This window comes from Streptomyces sp. NPDC088810, assembly GCF_044750305.1.
Classification (GTDB): Bacteria; Actinomycetota; Actinomycetes; order Streptomycetales; family Streptomycetaceae; genus Streptomyces.
Genome location: NZ_JBIVJQ010000004.1, coordinates 194,496 through 212,020, shown reverse-complemented (window position 1 = coordinate 212,020; position 17,525 = coordinate 194,496). Strand labels below are relative to the sequence as shown.

The 17,525-nt window shown below is 72.3% G+C and carries 15 protein-coding genes; 6 read left to right on the top strand and 9 right to left on the bottom strand.

Annotated elements, in window-relative coordinates; all coding sequences use genetic code 11:
- Positions 1–135: 135 nt before the first annotated feature.
- The 3 genes from ACIP4Y_RS15525 to ACIP4Y_RS15515 all read left to right on the top strand — a co-directional run bounded on the left by ACIP4Y_RS15525 (position 136) and on the right by ACIP4Y_RS15515 (position 5,862).
- Positions 136–1,572 carry an ABC transporter permease gene (locus tag ACIP4Y_RS15525; protein ID WP_401392986.1) on the top strand — a complete coding sequence of 479 codons (1,437 nt, stop codon included), beginning with the start codon at positions 136–138 and terminating at the stop codon, positions 1,570–1,572.
- Positions 1,573–1,630: 58 nt separating this feature from the next.
- On the top strand, positions 1,631–2,314 hold the full coding sequence (locus ACIP4Y_RS15520) for an ABC transporter ATP-binding protein (protein WP_401392983.1): 684 nt from the start codon (positions 1,631–1,633) through the stop codon (positions 2,312–2,314).
- A 242-nt stretch (positions 2,315–2,556) separates the two neighbouring features.
- The gene (locus ACIP4Y_RS15515; RefSeq protein ID WP_401392980.1) at positions 2,557–5,862 is read left to right on the top strand and encodes a S8 family peptidase; all 3,306 of its coding nucleotides are present in this window, start codon (positions 2,557–2,559) and stop codon (positions 5,860–5,862) included.
- 54 nt (positions 5,863–5,916) lie between these two features.
- On the opposite strand, the gene ACIP4Y_RS15510 is transcribed toward ACIP4Y_RS15515, so the two are convergent.
- Positions 5,917–6,825 (bottom strand): helix-turn-helix domain-containing protein, encoded by a 909-nt coding sequence (locus ACIP4Y_RS15510; protein ID WP_401392977.1) that lies wholly within the window; start codon positions 6,823–6,825, stop codon positions 5,917–5,919.
- Positions 6,826–6,997: 172 nt separating this feature from the next.
- On the opposite strand from ACIP4Y_RS15510, the gene ACIP4Y_RS15505 reads away from it, so the two are divergent.
- Positions 6,998–8,038 (top strand): NAD(P)-dependent alcohol dehydrogenase, encoded by a 1,041-nt coding sequence (locus ACIP4Y_RS15505; RefSeq protein ID WP_401392974.1) that lies wholly within the window; start codon positions 6,998–7,000, stop codon positions 8,036–8,038.
- Positions 8,039–8,181: 143 nt separating this feature from the next.
- Here the strand turns inward: ACIP4Y_RS15505 and ACIP4Y_RS15500 are convergent, their stop codons facing one another.
- Together ACIP4Y_RS15500 and ACIP4Y_RS15495 are read right to left on the bottom strand one after the other, a co-directional pair.
- On the bottom strand, positions 8,182–8,907 hold the full coding sequence (locus ACIP4Y_RS15500) for a Type 1 glutamine amidotransferase-like domain-containing protein (protein ID WP_401392971.1): 726 nt from the start codon (positions 8,905–8,907) through the stop codon (positions 8,182–8,184).
- Between the two features lie 81 nt (positions 8,908–8,988).
- Positions 8,989–9,780: an amidohydrolase family protein gene (locus ACIP4Y_RS15495; RefSeq protein WP_401392968.1), complete on the bottom strand. Its 792-nt coding sequence runs from the start codon at positions 9,778–9,780 to the stop codon at positions 8,989–8,991.
- Positions 9,781–9,884: 104 nt separating this feature from the next.
- Here ACIP4Y_RS15495 and ACIP4Y_RS15490 point away from each other — a divergent pair, with 104 nt between their 5' ends.
- Positions 9,885–10,238 carry a MerR family transcriptional regulator gene (locus tag ACIP4Y_RS15490; protein ID WP_401392965.1) on the top strand — a complete coding sequence of 118 codons (354 nt, stop codon included), beginning with the start codon at positions 9,885–9,887 and terminating at the stop codon, positions 10,236–10,238.
- Between the two features lie 146 nt (positions 10,239–10,384).
- Here ACIP4Y_RS15490 and ACIP4Y_RS15485 read toward each other — a convergent pair whose 3' ends face one another.
- The 3 genes from ACIP4Y_RS15485 to ACIP4Y_RS15475 form a co-directional block, all read right to left on the bottom strand.
- Positions 10,385–11,503: a hypothetical protein gene (locus tag ACIP4Y_RS15485; protein WP_401392962.1), complete on the bottom strand. Its 1,119-nt coding sequence runs from the start codon at positions 11,501–11,503 to the stop codon at positions 10,385–10,387.
- Positions 11,504–11,598: 95 nt separating this feature from the next.
- Entirely contained in the window at positions 11,599–13,230 is a 1,632-nt protein-coding gene (locus ACIP4Y_RS15480; RefSeq protein WP_401392959.1) for a M48 family metalloprotease, read from the bottom strand.
- A gap of 209 nt (positions 13,231–13,439) precedes the next feature.
- On the bottom strand, positions 13,440–14,558 hold the full coding sequence (locus ACIP4Y_RS15475) for a hypothetical protein (RefSeq protein ID WP_401392952.1): 1,119 nt from the start codon (positions 14,556–14,558) through the stop codon (positions 13,440–13,442).
- A 222-nt stretch (positions 14,559–14,780) separates the two neighbouring features.
- Here ACIP4Y_RS15475 and ACIP4Y_RS15470 point away from each other — a divergent pair, with 222 nt between their 5' ends.
- Complete coding sequence (locus ACIP4Y_RS15470) at positions 14,781–15,935, top strand: cystathionine gamma-synthase (protein ID WP_358643268.1); 1,155 nt, start codon at positions 14,781–14,783, stop codon at positions 15,933–15,935.
- Positions 15,936–15,944: 9 nt separating this feature from the next.
- On the opposite strand, the gene ACIP4Y_RS15465 is transcribed toward ACIP4Y_RS15470, so the two are convergent.
- The 3 genes from ACIP4Y_RS15465 to ACIP4Y_RS15455 form a co-directional block, all read right to left on the bottom strand.
- Positions 15,945–16,193, bottom strand: coding sequence for a hypothetical protein (locus ACIP4Y_RS15465; protein ID WP_401392948.1), 249 nt, complete (start codon positions 16,191–16,193; stop codon positions 15,945–15,947).
- A 106-nt stretch (positions 16,194–16,299) separates the two neighbouring features.
- A complete protein-coding gene (locus ACIP4Y_RS15460) occupies positions 16,300–16,803 on the bottom strand; it encodes a sigma factor-like helix-turn-helix DNA-binding protein (RefSeq protein ID WP_401392945.1) in 504 nt (167 codons plus the stop codon).
- A 102-nt stretch (positions 16,804–16,905) separates the two neighbouring features.
- Positions 16,906–17,412, bottom strand: coding sequence for a MarR family transcriptional regulator (locus ACIP4Y_RS15455; protein ID WP_358643336.1), 507 nt, complete (start codon positions 17,410–17,412; stop codon positions 16,906–16,908).
- Positions 17,413–17,525 lie beyond the last annotated feature (113 nt).

Here is a 17,525-nt window from a genome sequence, read left to right as displayed (position 1 = left end):
CCGGTGCCGCCCCCAGGGGCGGCACCGGTGTTTCCGGGACCTTCCCGGGCCTTCCCGGGGCGGATCAGAGCCTTCTCATGCTTCTTTTATGCCGGGCTTATCGAGTCATCACGCGCCGTACCTAGCTTGCGGCGCATGTTCTTCACCTACCTGAGGCGCGAACTGCGCCGCCGTAGAAAGGCGGCCCTCGTCGTCGCCTCCGGCCTCGCCCTGGGCATCGCGCTGGTCATCGTGGTCAACTCCGTGTCCAACGGCATGGGGAAGGCCCAGGACAAGGTCCTGCAGTCGCTGTACGGGCTGGGGACGGACATGACGGTCACCAAGGCGGCGTCGGCCTCCACCGGTGACACCCAGCGGCCCCGCTTCCGGTTCGACGCGCGGGGCAACGACGACGACTCGGAGCAGAGCAGCGACCGCGTCATGGTGCAGGGCTTCCAGACGCTGTCCACCGCCACGGTGACCGAGGTCGGCGCCCAGTCCGGCGTCTCGGACGCGGTCGGCGGGCTGAGCCTGCAGGTCCTCAAGGTCAGCGGCCAGTTCACGCGCGGTCAGTTCCAGCAGAACGGCAACGGGGGCACCGGCGGGTTCCAGCAGGGCGGCGAGAGCGGCCGTACGCAGGGCGAAGTGCAGGGCGGCGGCGCCGACTTCGACGTCAACAACTACTCCGTCTACGGCACCGACGTCACCAAGCCCGGCCTCGGCCCGCTGACCTCCTCGAAGATCACCAGCGGCCGTACGTTCCGGACCTCCGAGACGGACGCCAGGGTCGCCGTGGTCGACTCCGCCTACGCCAAGGAGAAGAAGTACAAGGTCGGCTCCACCGTCACCGTCAAGGGCGTCACGTTCAAGGTGATCGGCATCGCCACCGCCGACAGCGGCGACTCGGCCGCCGACCTGTACGTCCCGCTGAAGCAGGCCCAGACCCTGGGCGACGCGAAGAACAAGGTCACCACGATCTACGTCAAGGCGACCGACTCCCAGAAGATCGCCAGCGTCAAGTCGGCGATCCAGAAGAACGTCTCCGGTACGACGGTCACCACCTCCGCCGACCTCGCGGACACCGTCTCCGGCTCGCTGTCCACCGCCTCCTCCCTCGCCACCAACGTCGGCACGTGGCTGTCCCTCGCGGTGCTGGTGGCCGCGTTCCTGGTCGCCGGCCTGCTCACCTCCTCTGCGGTCTCCCGCCGGGTCCGCGAGTTCGGCACGCTGAAGGCGCTGGGCTGGAAGTCGGGCCGGGTGACCCGTCAGGTGGTCGGCGAGGCCGTGGTCAACGGCCTGGTCGGCGGCGCCCTCGGCATCGCCCTCGGCCTGGCCGGCGCGTACGCCGTCACCGCCGTCAGCCCCAGCCTGCAAGCCCAGCTCGGCGGCGGGACCGGCGGTGGCGGCGGCTTCGGCGGCCCGGGCCGCAGGACGGCCAAGACCCTGGAGATCGCGCTCACCGCACCGGTCAGCGTGACGACGATCGTCCTGGCGGTCGGCCTCGCGGTGGCGGGCGGCCTGATCGCGGGCGCGTTCGGCGGCTGGCGGGCGTCCCGCCTCCGCCCGGCGGACGCGCTCAGGCGGGTGGAGTGACGCGAACCGCGCGACCAGCCGCACTCACCCGCAGACGAACGATCCCAGGAGCCACCCCGTGTACGAACTGAAAAACGTCACCAAGCGCTACACCAGAGGCAGGGACACCGTCCACGCCCTCGACGGAATCGACCTCACCATCGCCGACGGAGACCGACTCGTCATCCAGGGTCCGACGGGCGGCGGGAAATCCACTCTCCTGCAAATGCTCGGCGCCCTCGACCGCCCCACCACCGGAGAAGTCGTCCTCGACGGCACCGATCTGGCCAAGCTGACCGAATCCCGGCTGACAAAACTGCGCAGCGAGAACATCGGCTTCGTCTTCCAGTCCTTCAACCTCATCCCGACCCTCACCGCCCAGGAGAACGTCGAGACGGCCCTCGTACCGCTCGGCATCAAGGTGAAGGAGCGCCGCGAACTCGCCGCCGAGGCACTGGGGTCCGTGGGCCTCGGCGAACGCCTCGCCCATCTGCCCTCGGAGATGTCCGGAGGTCAGCAGCAGCGCGTCGCCATCGCCCGGGCCCTGGTGAAGAAGCCCAAGGTGCTGCTGGCCGACGAGCCGACCGGCAACCTGGACGAGGGCATGCGGGACGAGATCATGGACGTGCTGGAACGCCTGTGGATGGAGCACGGACTGACCTTCATCATGGTCACCCACGACTCCACGCTCGCGAAAAAGGCCCCGCGGCTGGCCACGCTGCGCAAGGGGAAGATCACGGTGAAGGAGAACGCCGGAACCTGACGGCGTATAACACCGCGGGAACGCGGAGGACTTCGCGATTCTGTAACGGTGTCCCGGCCGGCGCGTAACAGTTCCTGGATGCGCTTTCTCACCCTCCTCTCATCTATTGAGCCGTCTGATCACCCCCCGGCATACTGCGGGATCCGGGGGGTTGACGTGCATGCGTGCGAGTCCGCCCCCGACCGGGTGAACGGGGAATTCGCCCGGCACCTCATCTCCAGGGGGAGAACTTGCGCAGACAAGTGAAAAGAGCAGCTGCGGCCACCGTGGCAACGGCCGCAGCGGTCGCCCTCGCAGCGGGTATGACCAGCCCGGCGTCGGCGAAGACCGCACGCACCTCGACGGCGGCCACCGCCGCCGCCAACGTCACCGCCAAGCACCACGTCACCCTGATCACCGGTGACCGCGTCGCCCTCGACGCCAAGGGCCGGGTCGTCGGCCTGGAGCGGGCCAAGGGACGCGAGCACATAGCCTTCCAGGTCCGCAAGGCCGCCGGACACACGCTGGTCGTCCCGGCCGACGCGGCCCGCCTGGTCGCCTCCGGCACGCTGGACCAGCGCCTGTTCGACGTCACCGAGCTGAACAAGGCCGCCACCCGCAAGGCCCAGAAGAACGGCCTGAAGGTCATCGTCGGCTACCGCGGCACCGCCACCGCCGCCAAGGCCGACGTCCGGGACGCGGGCACCCTGCGCCGCAGCCTGAAGGCGCTCAACGCGGACGCCGTGCAGACCCCGGTCAAGGCCACCGCCGAGCTGTGGGACGCCGTCACCAACGGCGACCGGACCGCCTCCGGCATCGCGCACGTCTGGCTCGACGGGGTCCGCAAGGCCTCGCTCGACAAGTCCGTGCCGCAGATCGGCGCGCCCACCGCGTGGAAGGCCGGCTACACCGGCAAGGGCGTGAAGGTCGCCGTCCTGGACACCGGTGTGGACACCAGCCACCCGGACCTGAAGGACCAGGTGGTCGAGTCCAGGAACTTCACCTCCGCCGCCGACGCCACCGACCACTTCGGGCACGGCACGCACGTCGCCTCCATCGTGGCGGGCACCGGCGCTAAGTCGGGCGGCAAGTACAAGGGTGTGGCCCCCGACGCCAAGCTCCTCAACGGCAAGGTGCTGGACGACACCGGCTCCGGTGACGACTCCGGCATCCTCGCCGGCATGGAGTGGGCGGCCGCCCAGGGCGCCTCCGTCATCAACCTGAGCCTCGGCGGCTACGACACCCCCGAGGTCGACCCGCTCGAGGCCGAGGTCAACAAGCTCTCCGCCGAGAAGGGCGTCCTGTTCGCGATCGCCGCGGGCAACGACGGCCCCCAGTCGATCGGCTCGCCGGGCAGCGCGGACGCCGCGCTCACCGTCGGCGCCGTCGACAAGCAGGACAAGCTCGCCGACTTCTCCTCCACCGGCCCGCGCGCCGGCGACGCCGCCATCAAGCCGGACGTCACCGCGCCCGGCGTGGACATCACCGCCGCCGCGGCCAAGGGCAGCGTCATCGACCAGGAGGTCGGTGAGAAGCCCGAGGGCTACCTGACCATCTCCGGCACCTCGATGGCCACCCCGCACGTCGCGGGCGCCGCCGCCATCCTGAAGCAGGAGCACCCCGACTGGGGCTCCGCCCAGCTGAAGGGGGCCCTGACCGGCTCCGCCAAGGGCGGCAAGTACACCCCGTTCCAGCAGGGTTCGGGCCGGATCCAGGTCGACAAGGCGATCAAGCAGTCGATCGTCGCCGACCCGGTGTCGGTGAGCTTCGGCGTGCAGCAGTGGCCGCACACCGACGACAAGCCGGTCACGAAGAAGGTGACGTACCGCAACCTGGGTGACAAGGACGTCACGCTCACCCTGTCCAGCACCGCCACCGGCCCCAAGGGCGCGGCGGCACCGGCGGGCTTCTTCAAGCTCGGCGCGACGACGGTGACCGTGCCGGCGCACGGCACGGCCTCGGCCGACCTCACCGTCAACACCAAGCTGGGCGGCACCCTGGACGGCGCCTACTCCGCGTACGTGACGGCGACGGGCGGCGGCCAGACGGTCCGCACGGCCGCCGCGGTGCAGCGCGAGGTGGAGTCGTACGACCTCACCCTGAAGTTCATCGGCCGGGACGGCAAGCCGACCCCGAACTACGGCGCCGACCTGAGCGGCGTCGGGGGCCTGGCCAACGGCCTGTGGCTGAACCCGTACGACAAGTCCGGCACGGTGAAGGTGCGCGCGCCCAAGGGCACGTACATCCTGAACACCTCCCTCTACGCCGACCCGCAGGACGCCACCAAGGGCATCGACTGGATCGCGCAGCCGAAGCTGACCGTCGGCAAGAAGCAGACGATCACCATCGACGCGCGCAGGACCAAGCCCGTGGACGTCACCATCCCGGCCTCGGGCACGAAGTCCCAGTTCGCCTCGCCGGAGTTCGACGTCACGATCGGCGACAACCAGTACGGCTACGGCTGGTTCCTCGACACCTACAAGGGCTTCCGCACCGCCCACCTGGGCCCGCAGCTGCCGGCCGGTTCGCTGCGCCAGCAGTGGGACGGCCACTGGAGCAAGGGCGCGACCGAGGAGTACGACGTCACCTCCGGCGGCCCGGTCAAGCAGCTCGCCACCGGCTACACCAAGCACTACAAGGCGAGCGACCTGGCCACGGTGAAGGTCCGCATGGGCGCGGCGGCGAGCGGCAAGAAGGGCTCGGTCGACGCGGTGGGCTGGCTGCCCGGCAGCTCCGGCGCCTCTTCCATCAGCATCCCGCAGAAGCTGCCCGGCACCCGCACCCTGCACCTGTCCGCCGCCGGCGGCGTGCAGTGGCAGCTGCAGTTCCAGCAGACCGGCGGGGTCGACCAGGACGGCTTCCCGGTCTACGACGCCGGCTACGCCCTCGGCCAGTTCGCCTTCAAGGCCGGCCAGACCTACACCAAGACGGTCAACACCGCGGTCTTCGGCCCGCACGTCGCCAAGGGCCTCGGCATCTTCCGCGACGGCAACGAGATCTTCGGTGCGCTGCCGCTGGTCGCCGACTCCGCCAAGCACAGCGGGTACTCGCAGTTCACCTCGGTGAACACCACGCTGTACCGCAACGGCACCAAGGTCGGCTCCAGCACCGACCCGCTGTTCGGCGACAAGCCCTTCAAGGTGCCGGCCGGTGACGCGGCGTACAAGCTGACCACCTCGGTCAAGCGGTCCTCGAAGGTGGCGGAGGCCTCGACGCGCATCGACGCGGCCTGGACCTTCCGCTCCAAGAAGCCCGCGGACTTCGTCCAGCTGCCCGCCTCGTCCCTGCACTTCGGTGCCACCACCGGCCTGGACAGCCGGGTCGCGGCCGGCAAGACGGTCACCTTCCCGGTCACCGTCGAGGGCTCCGCCGCCGGCGGCAACCTGAAGTCCCTCGCCGTCTACGTCTCCTACGACGGCAAGAACTTCAAGAAGGTCACCGTCAAGAACGGCAAGATCACCGTGAAGAACCCGGCGAAGAACAAGGCGATCTCGTTCCGCGCCAAGATCACCGACAAGAAGGGCAACACGTCGGAGATCACGATCTACAACGCGTACTTCGGCAAGTAAGCCGTAGCGCTCCCTGACGAGGGGCACACCGGAGGACGGCCTCCGGTGTGCCCCTCATCGCACGGCCGCGCGGTTCACGTCCGTGCCCCAGCTGGCCAGCAGCCGGAGGGACTCCGCGGAGGGCGAGCCCGGTTCGGCGTGGTAGGTGACCAGGGACTGGTCCGAGCCGTCCGTCATGCGGAAGCTCTCGAAGTGCAGGGCCAGGTCGCCCACCAGGGGGTGGTGCAGCTCCTTGACGCCGTGGCTCTTCTCCTTGACGTCGTGCGTGGCCCACAGCCGGCGGAACTCCCCGCTCTTCACGGAGAGCTCGCCCACCAGCGCCGACAGCCGCGGATCGTCCGGGTAACAGCCCGCGTCCATGCGCAGCGCGCAGACGATGTCGATCGCCTTCTGCTCCCAGTCGACGAACAGGTCCCGGTAGTCCGGGCGCAGGAAGACCAGCCGGGACCAGTTCCGCTCGGCCGGCGGCAGCTCCGCCCAGTCACCGAAGACGGCCGCCGCCATCCGGTTCCAGGCGAGGATCTCCGTCCGCCGGCCCACCACGTACGCCGGCACGCCGTCCATCGAGTCCAGCAGCTGCCGCAGCGCCCCCCGCACCTGCTGCTGCCGCGCCGCCGGCTTCTTCTTGTGCGCCTTCGGCTTCGCCAGATGCATGAGGTGCGCGTGCTCGGCGTCCGTCAGCCGCAGCGCCCGGGCGATCGAGTCCAGCACCTCCGCCGAGACGTTCCGGCCGTTGCCCTGCTCCAGCCGCGTGTAGTACGCCACCGACACCCCGGCCAGCTGCGCCAGCTCCTCGCGGCGCAGCCCCGGCACCCGGCGGTGCCGCCCGAACGGGGCCAGGCCCACGTCCTCGGGCTTCAGCCGGGCCCGCCGGCTGCGCAGGAACTCGCTCAGCTCCGCCCGCCGGTCCAGGGGCCGGCCGGCGGCCACGGTTGCGTCCGGCTGCTCGTCCCTGCTGTCCATACGCCCAGTATTCCTGGTCGTACGCGGACCAGCCTGACCCCGCCAGTGGTAGGCACGGCAGTCGTACGCAAAGGCGTGGTCTGGGTGGGCGGCCCTTCGCGGGGCAGGCTGGATGCCGTGCCCGGCAGGAAGGCAGCCCGGGCGCGAGACCCCCGCTAGGAGATTCACCGGCATGACCACTGTTGCTGCGTACGCCGCGCCCGCCGCGAAGGCCCCGCTGGAGCGGACGACCATCGAGCGACGCGCGGTCGGCGAGTTCGACGTCCTGATCGACATCAAGTTCGCCGGTATCTGTCACTCCGACATCCACCAGGCCCGCGAGGGCTGGGGCGAGGCGATCTTCCCGATGGTCCCCGGCCACGAGATCGCGGGCGTCGTTTCAGAGGTCGGCTCCGGCGTGACGAAGTTCCAGGTCGGCGACCGGGTGGGCGTCGGCTGCATGGTCGACTCCTGCCGCGAGTGCGAGAACTGCCTGCGAGGCGAGGAGCAGTACTGCCTCAACGGCATGGTCGGCACCTACAACGCCGTCGGCAAGGACGGCGAGCCCACCTACGGCGGCTACTCCGAGAAGATCGTCGTCGACGAGAACTACGTCGTCCGCATCCCCGACGGCCTCTCCCTGGACGTGGCCGCGCCGCTGCTGTGCGCGGGCATCACCACGTACTCCCCGCTGCACCACTGGAACGCGGGCCCCGGCAAGAAGGTCGCCGTCGTCGGCCTGGGCGGCCTCGGCCACATGGCCGTCAAGATCGCGCACGCCATGGGCGCCGAGGTGACGGTCCTGTCCCAGTCCCTGCGCAAGAAGGACGACGGCCTGAAGCTGGGCGCCGACCACTACCACGCCACCAGCGACCCGAAGACCTTCGAGGAGCTGGCCGGCACCTTCGACCTGATCGTTTCGACCGTGTCGGCGCCGATGGACTTCGGCGCGCTGCTGTCGCTGCTCAAGGTCGACGGCGCCCTGGTGAACGTGGGCGCGCCCGAGGAGCCCATCGCGCTGAACCTGTTCTCGGTGATCGGCGGCCGCAAGACGCTCGCCGGCTCCATGATCGGCGGCATCCGCGAGACCCAGGAGATGCTGGACTTCTGCGCCGAGCACGGCATCGGCGCCGAGATCGAGCTGATCAGCGCGGCCGAGGTCAACGAGGCGTACGAGCGGGTGCTGGCGAGCGACGTCCGCTACCGCTTCGTCATCGACACCGCCACGATCTGACCTGCCGTCCTGCTGGGCCGTAGTCCTGCCGGGCTACGGCCCGCGGCGGATCGTCCGCCTGCTGCGGGGCGTCTGCCGGGTGCGGCCCGTCGTGGCCGTTCGCGCAGTTCCCCGCGCCCCTTCAGGGCGCTCCCCGGCGCCCGCTACCCCAGACCGAAACCCTCCCCGGCGCCGTACGCCCGCACCAGCACGGCCCCGTCGCCCGCGGGCCGCACGACATGGGCCCGCCCGGCGCCGGCCACCCGGGCCTTGTCGTTCTCCACCGCGAGCAGCGTGTTCTCGTCCACGGCGACCCCGTACGGCACCTCGCCCCGCGCGACCGCCGCCACCAGCCGCGGCAGCGTGCCCCACTGGACCGCGTGCACGTCCACCGCGAACGGCACCAGCCCGAGCCCCGCCCGTACCTCGACCTCCGCCAGATCCTCGCCGGTCTCCTCCGGGCACACCGGCACCCCGTCCACCAGCCACCCGCCGACCACGGCCCGCCGCGCGGCCACCGCCGCACCGGCGGAGAAGCCGGCGTACGGCACACCGCGCGCCGCCAGCAGCCCCGGCAGCCGCTCCAGGCATTCCGTGAGCGCGTCCTGGTACGCGGGCGTGAGCCCGCCGCACACCAGCAGCCCGTCGATCCCGTCCAGCACGGCCTCCGGCTCGAACCGGCCGCCGAGCGGCACGAGCAACGGCACCGGCACGCACCCGGGATCCGCCGTGCGCAGCGCCACCGCGTACCGCTCGAACTGCGCGGCGCCGTCCCCCTCGTCCAGGACCAGACACCCGACCCGCCGCTCCCCGCGCACCTCCCGCAGGAACGGCTCGTACACCTCGGCGCGGTCCCAGCCGCCACCGATCAGAAACACCGGACTGCCCATGCCCTGCCCTCCACCTTCTGCTTTCTGGCCGAAGGGCGAATCTACGGGGCGGCCGTCGGCGCCGTCGCCCGAATTGCGGGGTCAGCGGGGCACGCGGAACAACTCGGCCGCGGTGCCGCCGAGCACCCGGTCGCGGACCTCGCCGGAGTCCGTGGCCCGCTCGACCATCACGCGGGCCACGACCGGGTCGCCGTAGGGCGCGTCGGAGCCGAAGAGGGTGCGCCCGGGCAGTTCGCGGACGGCGAGCCGTACGGCGATGACGAGGAACGCGGTGGACAGCTCCAGGTACATGCCGGGGGTGTCCCGGACCAGTTCCACGGCCTCCATCCAGTGCAGGCCGCCGAGCTGGCTGACGATCAGCGGCACGCCGGGGTGGCGGCGGGAGAGCGCGGCGAGCGTGCGCAGATCGTCCGCGGTGGTGGGCGCGAAGCCGTGCACGACCACGGGCAGCCCGCCATGGTCGGCGGCGGCCCGCAGCACCGGCTCCAGCCGCCCGGCCCGCCCCGGCGCCGGCGTCAACTCCCCGATCCCGCGCAGCCCCCGCCCGACGACGTCCTCGGCGACGGCCCGCTCGACCTCCGCCGCCGGCAGCTCCAGCGGCACGGACCCGAACCCGATGAACCGGTCCGGGTGCGCGGCGACCGCCGCACTCACCTCGTCCAGCGCACCGGCGAAGCCCTCCCTCGACCCGCCCCGCCCCCCGAGCGCACCGTCCAGCACCGCGAACTCCCGCCGCAGCGAGGCGAGATCGCCGGCCCGCTCGGGATGCGGCCGGGTCGGGAACAGGACGGCCCGGTCGACGCCGGCGGCGTCCAGGGCGTCCAGGTGCGGGCCGACGGGGTCGTGCACATGCCCGTGCGCGTCGATGATCACTGTGTCTCCCTCGGAGTCGCGGAATGCCGGTCTCCGGGGGAGAGTTGCAGCCTGACACAGTGACAAGGTCAAGCGGCCGGCCAGGCCCGGGAGGGGAGAACAGCGTGCTGATCGGCGAACTGGCGGCCCGCACCGGCACCAGCCCCCGCCTCCTGCGCCACTACGAGGCCACCGGCCTCCTCACCCCGCACCGCCGCGCCAACGGCTACCGCGACTACCCGGAGGCGGACGTCCCCCGGGTGCACCGCATCCGCACCCTCCTCGCCGCGGGCCTGCCGACCCGCGTGGTCGCCTCCCTGCTCCCGTGCACGACGGACACGGACACCGGCCCCGCCCTGGCCCCCTGCCCCGGAGTTCCGGAAACCCTGCGCCGCCGCCTGACCGAACTGGACGAGAAGGCCCGACGCCTGGAGGCGGAACGCACGGAACTGCGCCGCCTGCTCACCGCCCTGACCTGACGCCCGCACCGGGTGGCCGCGCCGCGTGCGGGAAGGGCTCAGCGGGAGCCCGGGCCACGCCGACCGGGCAGGAGACCCCGACCCGCCCAGCCCGCAGCAGCCCGCCGGGTTCCCCGGAGAACGTCCGGGAGCCCCGCGCATTCCGGTCAGGCGCCCGCCGTCGCGGCCTGCGTCACCGTCCGCACCACGGTGTCGCGGACCTGGCAGTAGTACCCGGCCATGTCACCCCGGTAGCGCCACGGCAGTGCGTTCACATGCCCGTCGACCAGCTTGAACTGCTCCAGCGCGGCCTCGTTGCGGTCCTGCAGGTGCAGGTAGAACGCCAGCAGGTGACGCAGTTCCGGCAGCCGCGGGTGGGACGGATCGGCCGCCGCCGCGTCCGCGAGTGCCGCGTCGACCCGGGCCAGCATCTGCGGCGTGTTGTCGGCCTCGGTGTCCTCCGACTCGTCGTGCTCGAAGTGCGCGATGAGCGGCAGCGCCGTCAGCAGGCTGCCCAGCGGCGCGCCGGCCGCCGCCCGCTCGGCGAACTCGGCGGCCAGCCGCTCCGAGCCGCGCCACTTCGCGCACCAGTACTGCAACGCCGAGAAGTGGGCCTCGTAGTGGTGCGGGGCACGCGCGGTGATCTCCGCCCACAACTTGTCCATCTGGGCGTTCGGGTAGCCGAGGCCCAGCGCCACCCAGATCTCCGCGATGTACGGCGTCGGGTCGTCCGGGTTCAGCGCCGCCGCCCGGGCGATCTCCTCACGGGCACCGGCCAGGGTGCGGTGGAAGGCCTCGAACTGCTCCCTGGTCGTGTACTCGGCCCGCTTGCCGCCCCGCAGCTTCCAGGCCAGGATCACCGTGCTGCGGGCCCGGACCACGGCCGCGTCCGGGTCGTCGCGCCGTACGGCCTCCCACGCCAGCAGCCAGGCGTCCTCCTCGGCGGCGCACTCGGCCAGCAGATAGGCGACCGCCGACCGGCGTTCCCAGTCCCGGCCGATCGCCGCGAGCAGGTCGGCGGCCGGCTTCCAGTCGCCGCCGCGCACCGCGGCGAGCACGGTGGTCCACTCCGCCGGCAGGGGCGCGGCGAGGTCGGTGTTCTGCCGCTCGGCGGGCAGCAGGCCGAGCTTCTCCGCGGCCTGCGCGGCCTCGGCGGCCTCCGCCGCCTCCGCTTCGTCGTCGGGGGTCGGGTGGAAGAGCTCCTTCAGGAACACCCAGGCCAGCCACAACACGAAGATCAGTGTGGGGACGGCCAGGACGCCCAGTATCCAGAACAGGACGGTCATCGGGGTGGGTTCGTTTCCTTCTCGGGGGACGGTGGCGGGGCACGGGGGTCGGGGGAGGAGCAGGCGGGGCTCCCCGGTGAGCGGGCGGGGGCCGGTCAGGCGTTCTGGGTCGCCGGCGGCAGCAGTGCCCGCAGCCGGGTGGTGTCGGGGTGGTCGGCGAGCGCCGCCTCCACGGCCTCCTCCAGCGCCGCCTCGGGACCGTCCTCCTCCGTCTCCGAACCCCAGCCGGGTAGCCGGACGGATGCCGGGCGCGTCCAGGAGAACTCCCAGTGCAGCAGCGAGCGGGAGCTGAACTCGGCCAGCACCATGGTGCGCAGCGAGCGGCGCAGCACGGGCCGTACGAACTCGCGGAACGCCCGCCCCTTCGCGGCCGCCGCCTCCTCCGACAGCGGCAGCTGTTCCGCCAGCCGCCACAGCCGGCCGTCGTCGATGACGTCCAGCAGTGCCGACAGCGTCGCCGGCTGCCCGGTGTACCCGGTCAGCGCCCGGTGCAGCGGGGTCTGCGCCGCCGACAGGCTCGCGGCCATCGAGGCGTCCAGCAGCTCCTCCCAGCCGGCCGCGCGCGGGTAGCGCAGCAGCTCGTCGGCGAGGACCGCGTCCTCCAGGGCGGCCAGCGTGCGCGCCGGGTCGGCCAGCAGGGCCAGCGCCGCTCCCTTGCCCTCGTCGGCGCGGCCGTCGGCGGGCAACGCCTCGATCCTGCGTACCCGCTCGGCGATCGGCGGGTGGGAGTCGTACGGCCCCGCCGGCTCCTCCGGCAGCTCCGTGCGGAGGTCCACCAGCTCCAGCTCACGGGCCGTCAGCAACCGGCCGAAGCCGCCGAAGAACTCGCCGCGCGGAGGCAGCAGCCGGGCCTGCAGACCCAGGGTGGCGTAGCACTCCAGGTAGAAGTCGTGGGAGGCGGACAGCACCGGGATCTCGCGCAGCGCCGACGCGGTCGCGTCCCGTCCGGCGATCCGGGCGGCGGTCAGGTCGGCGGCGAACTCCTGGCCGCGCGCGGTGGACAGCGAGGCGCGCAGATAGAACTTGCCGTACGCGGTGTAGATCCGCGCCATCGTCCGGTACGTCGCCCCGACACCGGTCGTGTCGACCTGCTTGGCCTTCTTGCCCTTGGCGACCCGCTTGGCGGACGCCCTTTCCTGCCGGGCCCGGTCGGCGGCCACCTTGTCGTCCGCCTTGGCATGGAACTGGCCGATGACCCGGCCGATCTGCACGCGCCCGCGCACGACGAGCGCGGACAGCCGGGTGTCCCCGCCGGTGAAGTGTCCGAACTCGTGGGCGAGTACGGACCTCAGCTGGGCCTCGGTCAGGCCGGTCAGCAGCGGGACGCCGAGGTAGAGGCGGCGCGGGCCGGCGAACAGGCCGAGCAGCCGCGGATCCTCGCTGACGGCCGCGTTGACCTCGCCGGTGAGCAGGATCCGGTCGGGGGCGCGGGTGCCGGCCGCCGCGGCCAGCTCCCGGACCAGCGCCCACAGCCGGGGCTCGTCGGCCTCGGTGACCGGGATGCCGGGGCCGTCGTCGCCCTTGGGGGCGCGCAGCATGAGCATGCCGCGGACGACGGGGATGGCCAGCAGCACCGTGACGAAGCCGACCTTCGCCGTGAGCGGGCCGTGTCCCCAGCTGAACACGAGAACGTCCACGCCGATCAGCGCGGCGAGCAGGACGAGGCTCAGCAGATAGAAGCCGAGCAGCAGGACGAGGGCGCGCAGCGCGCGCAGAGTTGCGCCCATCGGGCAGATCCCCCCACAGGACCTCAGAAAAGGACATGACAGAGCGCCGGACAGGCAGGGGCCGGTCGGTGCGGATGGTGCGGTGTGCTTGTGGTGGTGCGTGGTGCTGGTGATGCGTGTGGGGGGATGCGGAGTATGCCCTACCGCAGGTCAGCAGGGCAATGTGAAGGGGGTGAACGGCGGTTGGGGGCCGCGGGTCAGGTGGTCGGTCAGCCGGGGAGGCCCGCCGGGCTGCCGCCGTTGGCCTCGTAGCCGGCCACCGCCAGTGCGCGGTGCAGGGCGAACGCGGCGGCCGGGTCGTCGGCCAGGGTCCACGGCAGCGCCCCGACATGACCGTCGATGTGTATCAGCTGCTGCATGGCCTCCGCCCAGCGCTCGGCGGGGACCAGGAAGAACAGCAGCAGATGCCGGACGTGCGGGAGCGTCGGGTCGTCGGGGCGGGCCGCGTGGACCGCGTGCAGCGCGCCGTGGATCGCCTTGGTGACGACCTCGCTCCGGTAGAAGCTCCGGACCAGGTTCACCTCCGGGAGGTGCTCGAACACCGCGAACAGCGGCAGCGCGGCGAGCAGCGAGCCCTCCGGGGCGCGGGCCGCGGCGGCCTCGGCGAAGGAGTACGCCTGCTCGCGCGAGCCGTGCCACTTCTCGCACCAGTAGTGCAGCGCGGCCAGGTGCGCGCCCATGTGGTGCGGGGCGCGGTCGAGGATCTTCAGCCACAGCTGGTCGAACGCGGCCGGCGGATAGGCCAGTCCGCGCGCGATGGACAGCTCTATCACGTGCGGCACCGGGTCGCCGGGGGCCAGCAGGGCCGCCTGCGCACAGGCAGCCTGCGCCTCCTCCATGATGATCCGGAACTCCTCCGTGCCCGGCGTCGCCGTCCGCCAGGCCTGCTGCACCAGGAACTCGGCGTGGACCGCGGCGCCGCCCGCGTCCTTGGGCTGCTCGGCCCGCCACACCCGCAGCCACTGGCCGCCCGGCGTCTCGTGCACCCCGCCGGGCCGCTGCTGGAGCTCCAGCGCGGCGGCGCCCGCGAGGGCCTGCACCCGCTGCCAGCGCAGCTCGCCCTCGGACTCGGTGCCGGCCAGCAGCTGGGCCGCGGCCCGGTACTCCTGGGTGCGCTGGACCAGCTCCAGGACCGCCATCAGGTCCTGGTCCGGGCCGGGCAGGCGCACGTCCAGCTCCTCCTGGCGCACGAAGCCGTAGTCCGCCGGGTCGGCGGCGTCCGGGTGTCCCGGGGGAACCTGCTCGATCACCCCGCGCCTGCGCCGCATGAACGGGAGCAGCACGAAGCTCAGCATGAGCAGCGCCATCAGCAGCCAGAGAATTGCCATGCCTCCCAGCGTTCCAGACGCCCCCGACAATTGGCGAACCCCGCCGCCCGCCTGTGGAAAACTCCCGACCAGGGCACGACAGGGGGCATGCCCGGAGCGGGGCCGGCCGTCGCCGGAGCCTGCCGACCCGGCCGCCCGGAGCATGACGGCAGCATTGCAGGACCGGACGAATCCCTCTTGCCAGGCATCGGGAACGGGCCGGGCGCACTACGCTCGGTACACATGAGTGACAGCCACATCAGTCAGCACTTCGAGACCCTCGCGATCCACGCGGGTAACACCGCGGATCCCCTCACCGGCGCGGTCGTCCCGCCGATCTACCAGGTTTCGACCTACAAGCAGGACGGCGTCGGCGGCCTGCGCGGCGGCTACGAGTACAGCCGCAGCGCCAACCCCACCCGCACCGCCCTGGAGGAGAACCTCGCCGCGCTGGAGGGTGGTCGCCGCGGCCTCGCCTTCGCGTCCGGCCTTGCGGCCGAGGACACCCTGCTGCGTACGCTGCTCACCCCCGGCGACCACGTGGTGATTCCCAACGACGCCTACGGCGGCACCTTCCGGCTCTTCGCCAAGGTCGCCACCCGCTGGGGTGTGGAGTGGTCGGTCGCCGACACCAGCGACCCGGCCGCCGTCCGCGCCGCGATCACCCCGAAGACCAAGGCGGTCTGGGTCGAGACCCCCTCCAACCCGCTGCTCGGCATCACCGACATCGCCGCCGTCGCCCAGGTCGCCCACGACGCGGGCGCGAAGCTGGTCGTCGACAACACCTTCGCCACTCCCTACCTCCAGCAGCCGCTCACGCTCGGCGCCGACGTCGTCGTGCACTCCCTGACCAAGTACATGGGCGGCCACTCGGACGTGGTCGGCGGTGCGCTGATCGTCTCCGACCCGGGCCTCGGCGAGGAGCTGGCCTACCACCAGAACGCGATGGGCGCCGTCGCCGGCCCCTTCGACTCCTGGCTGGTGCTGCGCGGCACCAAGACCCTCGCGGTGCGCATGGACCGGCACAGCGAGAACGCCACGAAGATCGCCGACATGCTGACCCGGCACCCGCGGGTGAGCAGCGTCTGCTACCCGGGGCTGCCCGAGCACCCCGGCCACGACGTCGCCGTCAAGCAGATGAAGGCGTTCGGCGGCATGGTGTCGTTCCGCGTCGAGGGCGGCGAGCCGGCGGCGATCGAGGTGTGCAACCGCGCCAGGATCTTCACCCTCGGCGAGTCGCTCGGCGGCGTCGAGTCCCTCATCGAGCACCCCGGCCGGATGACCCACGCCTCCGCGGCCGGCTCCGCGCTGGAGGTCCCGGCCGACCTGGTCCGCCTGTCCGTCGGCATCGAGAACGTCGACGACCTGCTGGAGGACCTGCGGCAGGCCCTCGGCTGACGGCCGGGGTCACCAACCCGTGAGCGGTGGCGTCGTCTGCGACGGCGGCTCCGCCCACGGGTGGGCGTCGGCCGCCCACACCGCGAACGCGACGGCCGCGGCGCACGCCAGCAGCCACAGCACCCGGCGGACCAGCTGCCGCTGCCGCAGCAGGCGGTCCCCGCGGCGTACCGCGTCCCCCGGCAGATCCGGCGGCACCGGCCCGACGCCCTGCTCCATGATCCGCCGCACGGCGGCCTCCCGCTCCCCTCGGTTCACCGCGGCCTCCCCTCCTCACCGCACGCGACGTGCCCTCCGGCCGCGCCGTCCGTACGCCCCGCGCGCGCGGGACGGCCGTTCGGCAGGGCGGCACCGTCGGCGGGTCTCATGACAGTGCCGTCTTCGGGTTCGCCGGGCGTGCGGCCGTAGGGCGGCCAGGGTGGAGCAGGGTGGCCGTGGCGCGGTCGCAGATGGTGTGGACGCGTTCCGCGGGCAGGCCGAGCAGGGCCGCCGTCTGCTCCTCGGCCACACCCTCGTAGAGCCGCAGTACCAGGATCAGCCGTTCCCGCGGTGTGAGCGCGGCGAGCGGACTGCGCGGATCCGGCCGGGCACGGCCGAAGGCGCCGTACTGGTGCCAGGTGGTGCGCGCGAAACGCGTGGCCAGGTACTGGCGGGCGCAGTCGTACGGGTCCTCGCCGCGCAGCCGGTCCCAGCGGGCGTAGGTGTGGGCCAGCGCGAGCGTCAGCAGGCGCCGCGCGCGCGGGTTGGCGTCCGGCGCCTCCGCGGTGAGCAGCATGGCGGCGTGCAGCAGGCGCCCGGCCGCGCCCGCGGCGAACGCCTCGAACTCCCGGGCCCGGCGGGTGTCACGGGCCGCTTGCCGATCACGCACCACGCCTCCCCCCGACACGGGCCCTGTCCGGACCCGGTCTCATATGAGGCCAGCGGCGGCCCCGGGGTCAAGAGGTGCGGACCCTGCCGTGCGGTGCGCGGCTCAGGAGGCCGGCGGCTGCTCCGCCGCCGGCACGCCCTGCACCGACATCCGCGCGGAGAGCGCGACATTGAAGCGGGTGAGGAGCGTGCAGAACTGCTCGCGCTCCTCCGGCGCCCAGTCGTGTGTCAGCTCGGCCATGAGCTGACGCCGGGACGAGCGCACCTCCTCGAGCCGGGAGGCGCCGCGCGGGGAGAGCTGGAGCACCACGGCACGCCCGTCCTCCGGGTGCGAGGTGCGCTTGACGAGCCCGGTGTCGACCAGGGGCGCCACCTGCCGGGTGACCGTGGAGGAGTCGATCCCCATGCTCGCGGCGAGCGCCTTGACGCCCATCGGGCCTTCCCTGTCGAGCCGGTTGAGCAGCAGGTACGCGGCGCGGTCCATGGAGTTGCGCACCTGGCCGACGCCGCCGAGCCGGGTCTGTTCGGCACGGCGGGCGAACACCGCCACCTCGTGCTGGAGGGTGTCGAGGAGACCGGTGTCACCGACGGTCGTCATGTCCATCGACATTTCAGGTGTTGTGGGCATGGCCGGAGGCTCGCTTCATGAAGGGCTGCTGGGTTGGGGGACAGGGTACGCGGCCCGGCGCCAAGCCGTACCGGCGCTGCGCAAACCCGGTCTCG

What these genes read in the sequence shown, in the direction of transcription:
- ACIP4Y_RS15505 (WP_401392974.1), top strand. Translation starts at nt 6,998, where the DNA reads ATGACCACTGTTGCTGCGTACGCCGCGCCCGCCGCGAAGGCCCCGCTG.
- ACIP4Y_RS15525 (WP_401392986.1), top strand. Translation starts at nt 136, where the DNA reads ATGTTCTTCACCTACCTGAGGCGCGAACTGCGCCGCCGTAGAAAGGCG.
- ACIP4Y_RS15480 (WP_401392959.1), bottom strand. Translation starts at nt 13,230, where the DNA reads ATGGGCGCAACTCTGCGCGCGCTGCGCGCCCTCGTCCTGCTGCTCGGC.
- ACIP4Y_RS15455 (WP_358643336.1), bottom strand. Translation starts at nt 17,412, where the DNA reads ATGTCGATGGACATGACGACCGTCGGTGACACCGGTCTCCTCGACACC.
- ACIP4Y_RS15475 (WP_401392952.1), bottom strand. Translation starts at nt 14,558, where the DNA reads ATGGCAATTCTCTGGCTGCTGATGGCGCTGCTCATGCTGAGCTTCGTG.
- ACIP4Y_RS15500 (WP_401392971.1), bottom strand. Translation starts at nt 8,907, where the DNA reads ATGGGCAGTCCGGTGTTTCTGATCGGTGGCGGCTGGGACCGCGCCGAG.
- ACIP4Y_RS15470 (WP_358643268.1), top strand. Translation starts at nt 14,781, where the DNA reads ATGAGTGACAGCCACATCAGTCAGCACTTCGAGACCCTCGCGATCCAC.
- ACIP4Y_RS15485 (WP_401392962.1), bottom strand. Translation starts at nt 11,503, where the DNA reads ATGACCGTCCTGTTCTGGATACTGGGCGTCCTGGCCGTCCCCACACTG.
- ACIP4Y_RS15510 (WP_401392977.1), bottom strand. Translation starts at nt 6,825, where the DNA reads ATGGACAGCAGGGACGAGCAGCCGGACGCAACCGTGGCCGCCGGCCGG.